Source organism: Acinetobacter sp. 1542444 (genome assembly GCF_000581835.1).
Classification (GTDB): domain Bacteria; phylum Pseudomonadota; class Gammaproteobacteria; order Pseudomonadales; family Moraxellaceae; genus Acinetobacter; species Acinetobacter pittii.
The window spans coordinates 307,764-322,648 of the sequence record NZ_JEYA01000004.1; the positions used below are offsets into that span (position 1 = coordinate 307,764).

Consider the following 14,885-nt stretch of genomic DNA (forward strand, 5'->3'; position numbering starts at 1 on the left):
TCATAAAAAATCCGCTCAATTGAGCGGATTTTTTTATTGGTTTAAATGTACGATGCGTAATTGTAAATTCACATTGCCATTAAATGCATTACGATCTATTTCATAGACCAAATGTACATGATCACGCATTGGGTCAAACTCAAAACGGCCCACTGCATTAAAAGCAATTGCATCAAAACTGTATTGGTCTAATGCTAATTTAAGCTTCAAATGCGTTTCTTTAAGCCAGCGATAATCAACAACTTTAAAATGTCCCTCAAACTGAGGAAAAGGGAATTTTTGTCCCCACGGTCCTAACTGTTCTATCCAGTCTAAAGTGTCGAGTTGTAAGGCAGAAGCAGGGAGTTCTCCATCTGTCCATAACGTTGCTTGAAACAGAGATTCGTCCATGGTTGCAATACAGCCAACAAAAACAGTTTTAAAAGCTTCAAAGTTTTCTTTACGTATAGTTAAACCCGCTGCTGCTGCATGACCACCAAAATGGCTCACCAATTCTGGATGTTGTTCAGCAACCTGTTCAATCGTATCTCGAATATGCACCCCATCAATTGAACGTGCAGATCCTTTTATATGAATACCATCTTCATCAGGTGCAAATACAATAGTGGGACGATGAAACTGCTCTTTTAAACGCCCCGCTACAATTCCAATCACACCTTGATGCCAGTTTTCTTCGAAGAGTATAAGAGCTGGAGGAACGTCTTCCTTTGAGAGCTGCAAGCTATCTAAAGCAGACAAGGCTTGTTGCTTCATCTCCCCTTCGATTTGACGGCGCTCTATATTTAATTGATTTAACTGTCTCGCGATCGGATAGGCAGATTCCATAGTGTCAGCTAATAAACATTCAATGCCTATACGCATGCTCTCCATGCGTCCAGCAGCGTTAATACGCGGACCTAAAACAAAACCTAAATCTTGTGCACGCAAAGATGAAGCCTCACGGCCAGCAATATCTAGCAACGCCAATATTCCGACTCGGCATTGATGTTGTTGAATACGTTTTACACCTGCATCAACCAAAATACGGTTGTTATAATCTAGAACAGCAACATCCGCATACGTTCCCAAAGCAACCAAGTCTAGATATTGAGTGACTTTACTTGTACTTTTGTTTTGCTTGTTACGTAAACTTGCTAAATTGGCCAGCACATAAAATGCAACTCCAACACCTGCAAGCGCCTTACTTGGGAACTCACAACCTAACTGATTTGGGTTTACAACTGCTTCTGCAAGCGGTGTTTCTTTAGTCGTTAAATGGTGATCTGTAATAACCACTTGCATGCCCAGCGCGTGTGCTGCATCAACTCCAGCATGGCTGGAAATTCCATTATCGACTGTAATTAATAAATCGGGTTGATAAGTTTGATGTGCAAGCTCTGCAATTGCGGGGGTAAGCCCATAACCGTATTTAAATCGGTCTGGAACCAAATAGTCGACTTGTGCCCCCATATCGCGAAGCACCAATACCATTAAAGCTGTGCTAGTTGCACCATCGGCATCATAATCACCGACAATAACAATTTTTTTCTGCTCATCAATAGCTTGATCTATTAATGCCACAGCAGTTTCTAATCCCTTGAGCTGTGGAGCTAATAAATTCTTAAGCTTTAATTCTAATTCCTGTTCAGATTGTACCCCACGCCTTGCCAAAATTTCGGCAATAAACGGAGGCACGCCCTGAAACTGTTCAGGGCGTGTCAATAAAGGTCTTTGTTTGATTTGTATTTTTGTCATTTAAGGCATCAATCGGTGCAACGTCCATTGACCGTCGATTTTTTCATAACTCAAGCGGTCATGTAAACGATTTGGTCGTCCTTGCCAGAATTCATAATAATCTGGCTGCAAACGATAGCCTCCCCAGAACTCTGGCTTATCAAGCACTTCACGACTTGTAACTTGCTGTTGTAAGTCTTGAAAACGTTGCTGTAACAGCTCTCGGCTTTCAATCTTACCACTTTGCGGAGTACTGATATGCGCTGCAATCTGGCTATCACGTGGTCGTTTACGATAGTAATCTGTAGACTCTTGCTCAGCAATTTTGACTACATGACCACCAACTCGCACCTGACGCTCTAGACTTGGCCAGTAAAATAATAATTCGGCATATGGATTTTCTGCCAAATCGATACCTTTTTGACTATCGTAATTAGTATAAAAATCATACCCAGCTTCTGTAGCCCCACGTAACAAAACTGTTCGAACATGAGGTCTGCCATTCGCACTTGCTGTCGCTAATGACATTGCATAGGGTTCATGCAAATTGGCTGCTAGAGCATGGTTAAACCAACCAAGAAACTGCTGATGAGGACTAGATTCAACTTGCCCCTCATGCAATTCTCCTTGCTCGTAGCTTAAGCGTAATTCACTTAAATCTTTAATGACATCACTCATGTCATGCACCTTATGCGACTTGTGCTTGTGAACGAACTGAATCGGCTAAATGCTGAGCTAAAGCATTCACTTCTTGCTCATCATCACCTTCGACCATAACTCGGATCACAGGCTCTGTACCTGACTTACGAATCAAGATTCGTCCACGTCCTTTGAGCTGTGCTTCTGCTTTATCAAACTCGGCAACCAATGCAGGGATAGAATACGGATCAAGCATTTGTTCTAAACGTACATTCACAAGAATTTGTGGGAATAGTTTAAAGTCTTGAACCAGTTCATGAAGAGCCTTATTTTGCTCGACCATCACGGTTAAAACTTGAAGTGCTGCAATAATCGCATCACCTGTCGTACTCTTGTCTAAAGTTAGAATATGGCCAGATGGTTCCCCACCAGTAACCCAACCATTTTCTTCTAGGGCTTGTAATACATAACGGTCACCAACCTTAGCACGAACAAAACCAACATTCGCTTTTTCAAGTGCGACTTCGAGTGCCATGTTACTCATGACAGTACCCACTACGCCTGCTGGCTTATTTTGAGCCTGAGTCGCTAAAATATATAAGATATGGTCGCCATCAATTAAGTTACCAAACTTATCTACCATCACGACACGGTCAGCATCACCATCAAAGGCAATCCCTAAATCTGCTTCGTGCTCAACTACAGCTTTTTGTAGTTTTTCAGGATGTGTTGAACCACAACCTTCATTAATATTTAAACCATCTGGCTCATTATATAAAGCAACTACTTTTGCACCTAACTCACGGAAAACCGAAGGACCAACGCTATACGCCGCACCATGAGCACAGTCCAACACAATCTTTAAATTATTTAAGTCAAAGTGGTATGGGAAAGTAGATTTACAAAATTCGATATAGCGACCATTCGCATCATTTACACGAACACTTTTACCTAAGTTTGCCGTGTCCTCAATAAACAAATCTTTTTCTAATTCGAGGTTAATTTCTTCTTGTAGAGCATCTGGTAATTTTTTACCTTCGCTTGAGAAAAATTTAATACCATTATCAAAATATGGGTTATGTGATGCAGAAATCACGATACCTGCATGCGCATGTAAAGCACGAGTAAGGTGCGCAATTGCCGGGGTTGGTAATGGGCCAAGTAAATGAACATATACGCCAGCAGCGTTCAAACCTGCCTGCAAAGCAGACTCTAAAATATAACCAGATAAACGAGTGTCTTTTCCTAATACAACAAGTGGCTTATTTTTTGGACTCGTTCGTTTTAATACCTTCCCTGCAGCAAAACCGAGTTTTAAAGCAAACTCTGGAGTAATAGGCATTTGCCCAAATTTTCCACGAATACCATCCGTTCCAAAATAACTCATAGCTTATCTCATTTTTACGCCACTTCAGCCGTGGCTTACTTCATATATGGCAATTCCGCCATATCTCTTTTCGTCAGATTTACTTTACACCAAAAACAAAAAGCCGTCAGTGTAATGACGGCTTTCTTCATTGTTTTGGTTACGAAAATCTAACCAACACGATAGTTTGGAGCTTCTTTAGTAATCGTTACATCATGAACATGTGACTCAGACATGCCTGCTGAAGTAATTTTCACAAATTTCGCATTTTGGCGAAGATCTTCAATCACAGCTGAACCTGTATAACCCATCGATGAACGTAAACCACCCATCATTTGATGAACGATATTACCCATTGGGCCTTTATAAGGAACACGGCCTTCGATTCCTTCTGGTACTAATTTCTCAGCACCCGCTTTTGAATCTTGGAAATAACGGTCAGCAGAACCAGTTGCTCCCGCCATTGCACCTAATGACCCCATACCACGATATGCTTTGTAGTAACGACCTTGGAAAAACTCAACTTCGCCCGGCGCTTCTTCAGTACCTGCAAGTAATGAACCAACCATGATCGTACTTGCACCCGCACCGATCGCTTTTGCCATATCGCCAGAGAAGCGGATACCGCCATCTGCAATTAAAGGAATTTGATCTTTTAGTGCACTAGCAACGCTGTCAATCGCAGAAATTTGTGGCATACCGATACCAGCCACAATACGTGTTGTACAGATAGAACCAGGGCCAATACCTACTTTTACAGCATCTGCACCTGCATCTAATAATGCTAATGCAGCATCACCAGTTGCAATGTTGCCACCAATCACTTGTACTTGAGGGAAGTTTTGTTTCACCCAACGTACACGTTCAATTACACCAGCAGAGTGGCCATGTGCTGTATCAACAACAATTACGTCAACACCAGCTTCAACCAATGCTTCCACACGACTTGGTGTATCAGCACCTGTACCTACCGCAGCACCAACACGTAAACGACCAAGATCATCTTTACAACTGTTTGGATAGCTCTCAGCTTTGCGGAAGTCAGTTACTGTAATTAAGCCTTTAAGTTCGTTGCTCTCACCAACGACCAAGACTTTTTCAATACGGTGTTTTTGCAATAATGCTTGAATATTTTCTTTAGACTCGCCTTCACGTACAGTGACTAAACGATCTTGGCCTGTCATGATGTTGCTAACAGGTTGTTCTAAATTGGTTTCAAAACGCGTATCACGGCCTGTCACAATACCAACAACCTTGCCGTCTTTAACAACAGGTACACCACTAATGTTATTAGCGCTGGTGATTGCGATGAGTTCACGTACTGTAGTTTCAGGCGTTACAGTGATAGGATCTTTCACCATACCCGCTTCGAATTTTTTCACACGGCGTACTTCTGCAGCTTGAGCAGCAATATCCATGTTTTTGTGCAAAATCCCGATACCACCATTTTGTGACATAGCAATCGCCATACGTGACTCAGTCACTGTATCCATTGCAGCTGAAACTAATGGGATATTTAAATGAATGCCGCGAGTTAAACGTGTCTTTAAAGAGACATCTTTTGGGAGAACAGTAGAGTAGGCAGGAAGTAATAAGACATCATCGAAGGTTAGCGCTTCTTGAACGATGGTCAGCATAACAATCTCACTGGTAAATTCCGTGAGCTATTATAAACAAATTTCAATGCAATTTTCATATTATCTTTGCCTTTTTCAGCAATAGATATAGAGCTTCTCCAAATAATTCCCACTTATTATAGTTTTAACGTTATTTTTTAATCGAGGTTTTTGCAACCCAGAATTTTATCTGGGTTGATCATTAGGCATAATATTTAGCTAGGGCAGCTAAATATTTGCTCAGTCATTAAATCTACGCCGCATGGCAAGGTCTCAATCCAGTCCAAAAACTGATTGACCATTTCTTTACCAATAAATGGACTACCATGCTGAGGCACAATCATTTCAATATCCATCTGGCGCACCATATTGACCCACAAACGGATAACTTTATTGGAACACATATAGCGTTGGTGAAAAGCCTTCATTTTCATGACGTGCGTATCGAAATCTTTTAAAGGCTGATTAGCATCTTCAACAATCGAGGCACCCATATCGCCAGAAAACAGAATCTTAGCAACTGGATCATAAAACTGAAAATTACCCACCGAATGTAAGAAGTGAGCGGGAACTACCACAAGCTTGGATTCTCCTAGAGTAATCACTTGGCCGCGGTCAGGTAATTCAATAAGACGATCTTCCCAATTCCCTTTCATACGCTCACTCATAAATGAGGAATTTAGGTGCGGTAAAAAACGTGCCCATAATTTTGATGCAACGACTTTAGCATCGGTATAAACCAGCCAGCGTGGCATTGAAGTAATAATGTCCGGATCTTGATGCGAGGCCATCACATAGTCTAGATTTTTCAAACGTGTATATTTATTTAATTCCATCGTTAATGGAACATAGGTCAAATCGCCACCCGGATCGATTACAGCAGCGCGTTCATGGTCAATAATTAAAAATTGATTGGCTTGGATGCCTTCCCCTTTAACCAAACTGGTAAAACTAATACATTTATGTACGCCATTATCAAATAATATCTGCGATGTTGTTTTTTCAAACCCCATACAATTCCCCAAAAAAACTTTAAATATTAGATATTTTTATATCCATACTAAAATAAAGGGATTCAGTAACTCTTGCAATAAACTACTTTATTTTTCTAATAATATTTTAAAATTGATTTTGCTTTTCTTATTTTATAAATGAATCATAATGTTATTTAAAATTAACCCACAATAAATTAAAATAATTCTCATTATCAAATTTACTTTTTGTGCTGCTTAGGCCTCCCATGAATCAACCCTTCCGTTTTTCAACATCAAAAACATTGTTAGCAGTTGCTATTTTTACTTCGATGACAGCAAGTCACGCTGAAGAAATAACAGAACAACAAAATTCGACCAGTGTTCTCCCCACGATTTCTGTTAAAGCGCAAAAAGAAAGCACTTCACCTTATGTCGCAACGAAAGCAAACTCTGCCTTAAAATCAGATGCACCCTTATTTAAAACTGCTCAGTCGGTTTCGGTAGTAACCCGCGAGCAACTTGACCAAAAACAAGCAAAGACACTTACAGATGCACTTGAAGGTGTTGCTGGTGTTGGAGCTGGGAAACTTGGTCGTCGTGGTTGGGATGATTTCATTATTCGAGGACAAACTTCTTCTGATTCAGTTTATGTCGATGGTTTAAGAATTGGTCAAAGCTCTCCAACCCCATCTGTAGCAGCTGAAATATCAGGTATGGATCAGGTACAAGTTTTAAAAGGGCCTGCATCTATTAATTTTGGTTTGGTTGCTCCAGGAGGTATGGTCAACTTAGTGACTAAACGCCCTCAAGCTGAAAGCTTTGCTCGGGCCACTATGACTTATGGCAGCTACAACCTTAAAGAAGGTACGTTCGATTTAAACTATAGTCCTAATAATAGTGAAAAAGGTGCTTTCCGTTTAAATGGCCGTATCTCTGACCAAGACGATCCAACAGATTATGTATATTTTAAAAATTACTACATCTCCCCCTCTTATAACTTTGACTTAGGGGATAACACTGATCTATCTGTCATCGCAAGCTATCAGCATCGCGAATACATTCGTCAACAAGGTTTACCTGTCATTGGTACATTAAAAGATAACCCTAACGGCGCTATAGACCGAAGTTTATATATTGGCGATCCTAATTTTGGTAAATATGAAGCAGATGTTTACCGCACAGGTTATACCTTTAAACACGCTTTTGATAATGGTTGGAACTTTAATCAGAACTTTGCCGTACAAAAAACTGAAATGGATGGCACTGCTGTCTTTGCTCGCACAGGTAACAACTTTTGGGTAAAAAACAAACAAGGTGAAATCGACTACACAACCATTAGCCGTAAAACTAATAGCCGCCATCAAATTATTGATAATTTAAGCTTTGCCATTGATAACCGTCTAAATAAACAGTTTGATTTATATGGCATGCAACACGACCTTAATATTGGGGTAGATGCTTTTCAGGAAAAAAGTGATTACACCAATGATAAATACGATATTGGCGATTTAAATATCTATGACCCCGTTTACGGTCAAAATGTAAAATTGACTCAAAATGTTCGTGATATCAACCGTCTCAAATATTTAGGGCTTTATTTACGTGACCGCATTCAGCTTAATGACCAATTACTTTTAAGCTTATCTGGTCGCCAAGACTGGGCACAAACTCAAACTACAAGTTTGGTTAATAGCAATACGAGTAAACAATCAGATAATGCATTTACGGGCAGCGCCTCTGTCATGTATACCCTTAATGATATTGTGGCTCCTTATGTCAGCTATGCCACTTCATTTACCCCAAATAGCGGTACTGATGTAAATAACAATCCATTCAAACCTGAAGAAGGGAAACAGGTTGAAGTCGGAATGAAATTACAAAGCCCAGATCAACGAGTTCAAGGTGCTATCGCCTGGTATGATTTAAAACGTCAGAATGTTGTAGTTAATGATCCAATCAATACAAGTGAGAAAGTTCAGCGTGGCGAACAATTAACTCGTGGTATCGAGACTGAGCTCAGCGCAGAAATTTTAGAAGGTTTAAAATTAACAGCTGCCTATACCTACAAAATTGATGCTGAAATTAGTAAAGATGCAAACACAAGCAATGTAGGAAAAGCACTCGACAATATTCCTGAGCATGCTTATAGCTTATCAGCTCGTTATAAATTTGACCCTGCCTCAAAACTTGGTTGGTATATTGGCGGTGGATTCCGTGGTGAAACCTATAAAACTATGGATAAGCTAGATGTCCATATTCCAGGCTATACCGTATTTGATACAGAAGCTGGCTATGATGCAGGACATTGGGGTGCTCAACTTGCGATCCGTAATCTATTTGATAAAGATTACTATGCAGGCGCCTTAAATGAAAATTTGGTGACTTTGGGTAATCCACGTCAAATTAACTTTACTGTGAAATTTAACTATTAAAATTACCTATAAAAAACGCACTCGAATTGAGTGCGTTTTTTGGTAGCTTTAAATGCGTTAGAAGAAGTAATACTGTACTAAAGTAGAGATACCTACAATTAAGAAAATAGCAGCACCAATTTTATGAATGAGCGAGATAGATAAACGTTCAGCCAATTTATTACCAATAAATACAGCAGGTGCATTAGCAATCATCATTCCTAAGGTTGTACCTAACATCACCCAAAAAATGCTGTCATAACGTGCAGCTAAAGCGACTGTTGCTATTTGGGTTTTGTCACCAATTTCTGCTAAGAAAAACAGGATAAAGGTTGCACCAAAAACACCAAATTTTTGCCATCTGTTAATACTATCCGTTTCATCATCGAGCTTATCTGGAATAAGCATCCAGAATGCCATACCAATGAAGCCAGCGGCAAGGACCCAGACTAAAATTTCGGGGCTCAGCACGGTTGTAATCCACTGTCCAAGTACAGCAGAAATACCATGATTAATTAGAGTCGCTAAAAGAATAGCAATAAGAATAGGGATTGGCTTACGAAAACGTGCAGACAGTAAAAGGGCCAATAATTGGGTTTTATCGCCCATTTCAGCGAGGGCAACAATTGAAGTAGAAATCAGAAATTCTTGCATGTCGTTTCTCTGGCTAGCATAAATGCCCATGACCTACCCCTCCTGCTAGCCAAATATCTGCAGAGTGGTAAATCAAAGGTCTTGCCAACTCGGAAACGATGAGACGTTTAAGCTATGATGACCATGTTCTGTTGAACAATTATGTTGATCATCACCTATTCATTTAGAAATGAATAGCGGCTACTCCCCAATGAAGTATGCGTTTATTATATTCGAGTAGTTCTATTTTTCAAACATTCAGGCGAAAAATTTTATCCACGCCCAAACTAACAATCGTCCTAGACCCAATAATAAAGCTAAACAAATACTTAAGTTAATAAATCCAAAATGATTAATGCCAGTTACGTGCTGAGATTGAAATTCAAATGGCAAAATAAGCATTGCTACAAATACTTCCAAGCCCATTGCAACGTAAGTCATCCATTCCCAAGGAAAGTGTAAAACACTCACCCACAACCCCATTAATAAAAATACAATTAATAGAATCGGCACCACGATTTTTAAAAATCCTACCATTTATTCTTTCTCCTTTACCGACTAACGAGAAATTTCTCCTCTCTCGACACTTCATTTTTCGTCTTTAGATTAACTTAAAACCAATTAAATTAAATATCAAAATAAAACCCCGCCGAAGCGAGGTTTTAATGATTCATTTAAAAATATTAGATTAATAAAGTACGAATATCTTTAAGAAGTTTCGTAAGTTTATTTGTAAAGCGAGCTGCATCTGCACCATTAATTACACGGTGGTCATAAGACAATGACAACGGCAACATTAAACGCGGATCAAAGTCTTTACCATTCCATACTGGCTGCATTGTTGCAGGTGAAATACCTAAAATTGCAACTTGTGGCCAGTTCACAAGAGGTGTAAATGCTGTACCACCAATTGCGCCTAAACTTGAAATGGTGAAATTCGCACCTTGCAAATCTTTCGGTGTTAATTTCTTATCACGCGCTTTTTGACCTAACACACCCAATTCAACTGCAATTTGCTTAATTGATTTTTGGTCTGGGTTACGAAGTACTGGCACAGTTAAACCATCAGGTGTTGCTACCGCAATTCCCATATGGATTTCATTGCGCAAGAGCACTGATTTACCGTCATCAGATAGATGACCTGCAAACTCACGCTCTTCTTTTAACAAGTACGCAACCGCTTTGATAATGAATGCCATAATTGTCAGGCTGATACCTTCTTTTTTGAAGTTGCCTTTCAGTTCATTACGCCAATCTTCTAACTCAGTAATATCAGCCAAATCAAACTGGGTGACTTGCGGAATAAAGTTGTTCAACGACAATTGCGGAATTGATACTTGCTGCAAACGCGTCAGTACTTTTTCTTCCACACCACCAAACGCAGTAAAGTCAGGAAGCTTTGGCAAACCCGAAACCGCTGGTGCAGCCGCAGCAACTGGCGCCGCTTGCGGTGCAGTTAAACGACTCTTCACATAAGCAAAGATATCTTCTTTAACAACACGGCCATGCTCACCAGAAGTTTTAACTTGTGACAAAATCACGCCAAGTTCACGAGCAAGCTTACGAACGGCAGGGCCTGCATATACTTTAGCATTTTCAGCTTCTTGCTCTTTCGTTAACTTATCAGCACCAGATGTTGACGCTACAGGCGCAGACTGAGTCGCAGCAGGAGCTGCTGCTTTAGGCGCTGCTGCCTGCGGAGCTGGAGCTGATTCTGCTTTCGCCGCTGGTGCAGCAGCAGATGCTTGGCCTTCAGCTTCAATTGTTGCCAGCAATACACCTTGTGAAACTTGTTGGCCTGCTTGCAAGTGAATTGCTTTCACAACACCAGCAACAGTACTTGGAACTTCCACAGTTGCTTTATCTGACTCAACAACAACAAGGCTTTGGTCTACATCAACTTTGTCACCAACCTGAACCAAGATTTCAGCAACAACTGCTTTATCTACACCCAAATCAGGAACGTTAATATCAACCGGTCCAGATTGAGTAGCAGTCGATGCTACAGTTTGAGCTGGTGCAGGTGCTGCCGCTGGAGCTGCTGTTGTAGAAGCAGGTGCCTCAGCTGGTGCACTAGATGCAGACGTTGTTTTTACTTTAATGAGCACAACACCTTCTTTAACTGTATCGCCTTCTTTAACTTGAATGCTTTCTACAGTACCTGCAACACTGCTTGGTACTTCTACAGTTGCTTTGTCAGACTCAACCACAACGATGCTTTGTTCAACATCGATCTGCTCGCCAACTTTTACTAAAATTTCACCAACTAGTGCTTTTTCAACACCAATATCGGGAACTTGAACTTCAACCACTTGGCTAGTTGTTGCCGTTGCTGGTTGAGCAGCAGTTGAAGGCTGTTGAGCCGCTGCCGGTGCTGCTGTTTGTTCAGCTGCTGGTGCAGCTTTTGGAGCTTCTTCTGCTTGAGCTACTGGTGCAGCACCCTCAGCTTCAAGTTCAAGCAATACCGTACCTTCAGTTACGCTATCACCTTCTTTGATTAAGATGCTTTTTACCACCCCTGCTGAAGTGCTAGGCACTTCAACAGAGGCTTTATCTGACTCAAGCAAAACAAGGCTGTCATTTTCTGCAATGCTGTCGCCAACTTTTACTAAAATTTCCGCAACAACTGCTTTATCTACACCAATATCAGGGGTCTTAATTTGCATGCTTAGTTCCCCTCACCTGTTTGCGTTTCATTATATTCAGCAACTGCCTGAACCTCTGGATGCGCTTGAGGAGCCCATGCCACTGGACGGTCAGTATCTAACTCAAAGTTAGAAATTGCGTCTTTAACTAAACGTGCGTCCACTTCACCTTCGTCAGCTAATTTTTTCAAAGTAGCAACAACGATATGTGCAGCATCAACACCAAAGAAACTACGTAAATTAGCACGTGTATCTGAACGACCGTATCCATCTGTACCTAATGCAACAAATGGGCGACCATCTGGAAGATAAGCACGGATTTGTTCGCTGTAAGCACGCATATGGTCTGTTGCTGAAACAACGATACCTTCTGTGCCACGTAACTGTTTAGATACCCAAGACTCTTTCACTTCTTCAGAAAGTGGGTGTAAACGGTTGTATTCTTCACATGCCATACCATCACGTGACAACTCATTGAAGCTTGTTACACTCCAAACGTTTGAGTGGATTTGATATTCATCACGTAAGATTTTCGCAGCTTTGATTACTTCACGAAGAATTACACCTGAACCAAGTAATTGGACAGTTGCTTTTTCATCTTTTTCGAACAAGTACATACCACGTTTAATGCCTTCCTCAGCGCCTTCAGGCATTGCAGGATGCTCGTAGTTTTCGTTCATTACAGTTAAGTAGTAGAACACACGCTCTTGGTTCACATACATACGTTGTAAACCGTCATGTACGATTACAGCTAATTCATAACCAAAACATGGATCATAAGATACACAGTTTGGAATCGTGTTCGCCAAGATATGTGAATGACCATCTTGGTGCTGTAGACCTTCACCGTTCAATGTTGTACGACCAGCAGTTGCACCTAACAAGAAACCTTGAGCTTGCGCATCACCAGCTGCCCACGCAATATCACCAATACGTTGGAAACCGAACATTGAGTAGTACATATACATTGGAATCATTGGCAAGTTATTCGTTGAATAACTTGTTGCCAACGCAGCCCATGCACTCATCGCACCAGCTTCGTTAATCCCTTCTTGAAGCATGTGACCGTCACTTGCTTCACGGTAATGCATTAATTGTTCTTGGTCTTCTGGGGTATATTTTTGACCGTGAGCAGCATAGATACCGAGCTGACGGAACATACCTTCCAGACCAAAAGTACGTGCTTCATCTGGAACGATTGGTACTACGCGGTCTTTAATCGCTTTTTCTTTGAGTAAAGAAGCAATTAAACGAACCATGACCATAGTGGTAGATTGTTCTTTACCACCTGAACCATTCAAGACAGCATCAAATACAGATAATTCAGGAATCGCTAAAATTTCACTCTCTTTACGACGTGCAGGTAGGTAACCACCTAACGCTTCACGACGCGCCTTCATGTACTTCATTTCTGGAGAGTTTTCACTTGGGCGATAGAATGGAAGCTCTTCTAACTTATCGTCTGTAAATGGAAGATTGAAACGGTCACGTACATATTTCAAAGAGTCGATCTGCATTTTTTTGATTTGGTGAGTTTTGTTCACCGCTTCAATTTCTTCAGACAAACCGTAACCTTTAACAGTTTTCGCAAGAATAACTGTTGGTTGACCTTTAGCTTTCATTGCTTCTGCATAGGCAGCAAACACTTTGTAAGGGTCGTGACCACCACGGTTGAGATTATCGATGTCTTCATCGCTTAAATCTTTTACAAGTTCCGCAGCTTCTGGGTACTTGCCAAAGAATTTCTCACGTGTATATGCACCACCTTTCACTTGATAGCGTTGGTATTCACCATCAACTGTCTCTTCCATTACCGCTTTTAAAGCGCCTGTGCTGTCTTTTGCAAGTAGTGGGTCCCAATGACGGCCCCATACCACTTTAATAACACGCCAGCCCGCACCACGGAATAAAGATTCTAGTTCTTGAATGATTTTACCGTTACCACGTACAGGACCATCTAAACGCTGTAAGTTACAGTTAACAACCCAGATAAGGTTATCAAGCTTTTCACGACCAGCAAGTGAAATAGCACCAGTACTTTCTGGCTCATCCATCTCGCCATCGCCAAGATAAGCCCAAACTTTACGATCTTCTTCTTTGATCAAGCCACGGTTCATCAAATATTTTTGAATATGTGCTTGATAAATCGACATGATTGGACCAAGGCCCATTGATACGGTTGGGAATTGCCAATAGTCAGGCATTAAATATGGATGCGGATAGCTTGGTAAACCGTTACCGCCAACTTCACGGCGGAAATTACTTAACTGTTCTTCAGTTAAACGTCCTTCAAGGAATGAACGTGCATAAATACCAGGAGCACAGTGCCCTTGGTAATAAATCATATCTCCGCCAAAGCTATTGCTGTTTGCGCGGAAGAAATGGTTAAAACCTACGTCATATAATGTTGCACTTGATGCGAAGCTCGCCAAGTGTCCACCTAAATCATCACCTGTTTTATTCGCGCGAAGTACCATTGCTAAGGCATTCCAACGAATCAATGCACGAATACGGCGTTCCATATCTTGGTCGCCTGGCATTGCAGGTTGTTCTTCAACAGAAATTGTATTTAAGTAAGGTGTATTGAGACGTTGAATTGGAACATGCTTAGCAATTGCTTGTTGGTAAAGTTTTTCCAACAAGAATGCCGCTCGTTCAGTTCCCATATGTTGTAAAACTGAATCGAATGCATCTTGCCATTCTTGGGTTTCTTGTGCGTCGGAGTCACCGTAAAACGCCATAATTCACCTGTTCCTTGTTCTCTAATCTACTTTGTATTTTTACCACGTTTTACCCCTTTCAAGTTATTGCCTCGGGTGAATGTGGGGGGGCCCTATTATTTTCTGAATGAATAGTCATTGACCGAGCAGTAAACAAAATAACAAAAA

Annotated in this window: 10 protein-coding genes and 1 riboswitch; of the genes, 1 reads left to right on the forward strand and 9 read right to left on the reverse strand. The window is 40.9% G+C overall.

Annotated elements, in window-relative coordinates:
* Positions 1 to 33: 33 nt before the first annotated feature.
* The 5 genes from recJ to J580_RS16635 all read right to left on the reverse strand — a co-directional run bounded on the left by recJ (position 34) and on the right by J580_RS16635 (position 6,347).
* Positions 34 to 1,734, reverse strand: a complete 1,701-nt coding sequence (gene recJ / locus J580_RS16615) for a single-stranded-DNA-specific exonuclease RecJ (RefSeq protein WP_032004987.1) — start codon at positions 1,732 to 1,734, stop codon at positions 34 to 36.
* Complete coding sequence (gene pdxH / locus J580_RS16620) at positions 1,735 to 2,391, reverse strand: pyridoxamine 5'-phosphate oxidase (protein ID WP_032004988.1); 657 nt, start codon at positions 2,389 to 2,391, stop codon at positions 1,735 to 1,737.
* A gap of 10 nt (positions 2,392 to 2,401) precedes the next feature.
* Positions 2,402 to 3,739, reverse strand: coding sequence for a phosphoglucosamine mutase (glmM, locus tag J580_RS16625; RefSeq protein ID WP_032004989.1), 1,338 nt, complete (start codon positions 3,737 to 3,739; stop codon positions 2,402 to 2,404).
* Between the two features lie 149 nt (positions 3,740 to 3,888).
* Positions 3,889 to 5,355, reverse strand: a complete 1,467-nt coding sequence (gene guaB / locus J580_RS16630) for an IMP dehydrogenase (RefSeq protein ID WP_002121951.1) — start codon at positions 5,353 to 5,355, stop codon at positions 3,889 to 3,891.
* Positions 5,356 to 5,549: 194 nt separating this feature from the next.
* Positions 5,550 to 6,347 carry an MBL fold metallo-hydrolase gene (locus J580_RS16635; RefSeq protein WP_017399839.1) on the reverse strand — a complete coding sequence of 266 codons (798 nt, stop codon included), beginning with the start codon at positions 6,345 to 6,347 and terminating at the stop codon, positions 5,550 to 5,552.
* Positions 6,348 to 6,574: 227 nt separating this feature from the next.
* Between J580_RS16635 and J580_RS16640 the strand changes: the two genes are divergently transcribed.
* On the forward strand, positions 6,575 to 8,740 hold the full coding sequence (locus tag J580_RS16640; RefSeq protein ID WP_032004990.1) for a TonB-dependent siderophore receptor: 2,166 nt from the start codon (positions 6,575 to 6,577) through the stop codon (positions 8,738 to 8,740).
* A gap of 57 nt (positions 8,741 to 8,797) precedes the next feature.
* Here the strand turns inward: J580_RS16640 and J580_RS16645 are convergent, their stop codons facing one another.
* The 4 genes from J580_RS16645 to aceE all read right to left on the reverse strand — a co-directional run bounded on the left by J580_RS16645 (position 8,798) and on the right by aceE (position 14,738).
* Positions 8,798 to 9,373, reverse strand: a complete 576-nt coding sequence (locus J580_RS16645; RefSeq protein ID WP_032004991.1) for a TMEM165/GDT1 family protein — start codon at positions 9,371 to 9,373, stop codon at positions 8,798 to 8,800.
* A 15-nt stretch (positions 9,374 to 9,388) separates the two neighbouring features.
* Positions 9,389 to 9,574, reverse strand: a riboswitch (yybP-ykoY riboswitch).
* Between the two features lie 36 nt (positions 9,575 to 9,610).
* Complete coding sequence (locus J580_RS16650) at positions 9,611 to 9,889, reverse strand: hypothetical protein (RefSeq protein ID WP_032004992.1); 279 nt, start codon at positions 9,887 to 9,889, stop codon at positions 9,611 to 9,613.
* A gap of 146 nt (positions 9,890 to 10,035) precedes the next feature.
* Positions 10,036 to 12,018 (reverse strand): 2-oxo acid dehydrogenase subunit E2, encoded by a 1,983-nt coding sequence (locus J580_RS16655; RefSeq protein ID WP_032004993.1) that lies wholly within the window; start codon positions 12,016 to 12,018, stop codon positions 10,036 to 10,038.
* 2 nt (positions 12,019 to 12,020) lie between these two features.
* Positions 12,021 to 14,738: a pyruvate dehydrogenase (acetyl-transferring), homodimeric type gene (gene aceE / locus J580_RS16660; protein WP_002121885.1), complete on the reverse strand. Its 2,718-nt coding sequence runs from the start codon at positions 14,736 to 14,738 to the stop codon at positions 12,021 to 12,023.
* Positions 14,739 to 14,885: the final 147 nt, after the last annotated feature.

Excerpts from the sequence above, each read along its gene's own strand:
- J580_RS16635 (WP_017399839.1), bottom strand. The coding sequence starts at position 6,347 with ATGGGGTTTGAAAAAACAACATCGCAGATATTATTTGATAATGGCGTA.
- pdxH (WP_032004988.1), bottom strand. The coding sequence starts at position 2,391 with ATGAGTGATGTCATTAAAGATTTAAGTGAATTACGCTTAAGCTACGAG.
- aceE (WP_002121885.1), bottom strand. The coding sequence starts at position 14,738 with ATGGCGTTTTACGGTGACTCCGACGCACAAGAAACCCAAGAATGGCAA.
- J580_RS16655 (WP_032004993.1), bottom strand. The coding sequence starts at position 12,018 with ATGCAAATTAAGACCCCTGATATTGGTGTAGATAAAGCAGTTGTTGCG.
- glmM (WP_032004989.1), bottom strand. The coding sequence starts at position 3,739 with ATGAGTTATTTTGGAACGGATGGTATTCGTGGAAAATTTGGGCAAATG.
- recJ (WP_032004987.1), bottom strand. The coding sequence starts at position 1,734 with ATGACAAAAATACAAATCAAACAAAGACCTTTATTGACACGCCCTGAA.
- guaB (WP_002121951.1), bottom strand. The coding sequence starts at position 5,355 with ATGCTGACCATCGTTCAAGAAGCGCTAACCTTCGATGATGTCTTATTA.
- J580_RS16650 (WP_032004992.1), bottom strand. The coding sequence starts at position 9,889 with ATGGTAGGATTTTTAAAAATCGTGGTGCCGATTCTATTAATTGTATTT.
- J580_RS16645 (WP_032004991.1), bottom strand. The coding sequence starts at position 9,373 with ATGCAAGAATTTCTGATTTCTACTTCAATTGTTGCCCTCGCTGAAATG.
- J580_RS16640 (WP_032004990.1), top strand. The coding sequence starts at position 6,575 with ATGAATCAACCCTTCCGTTTTTCAACATCAAAAACATTGTTAGCAGTT.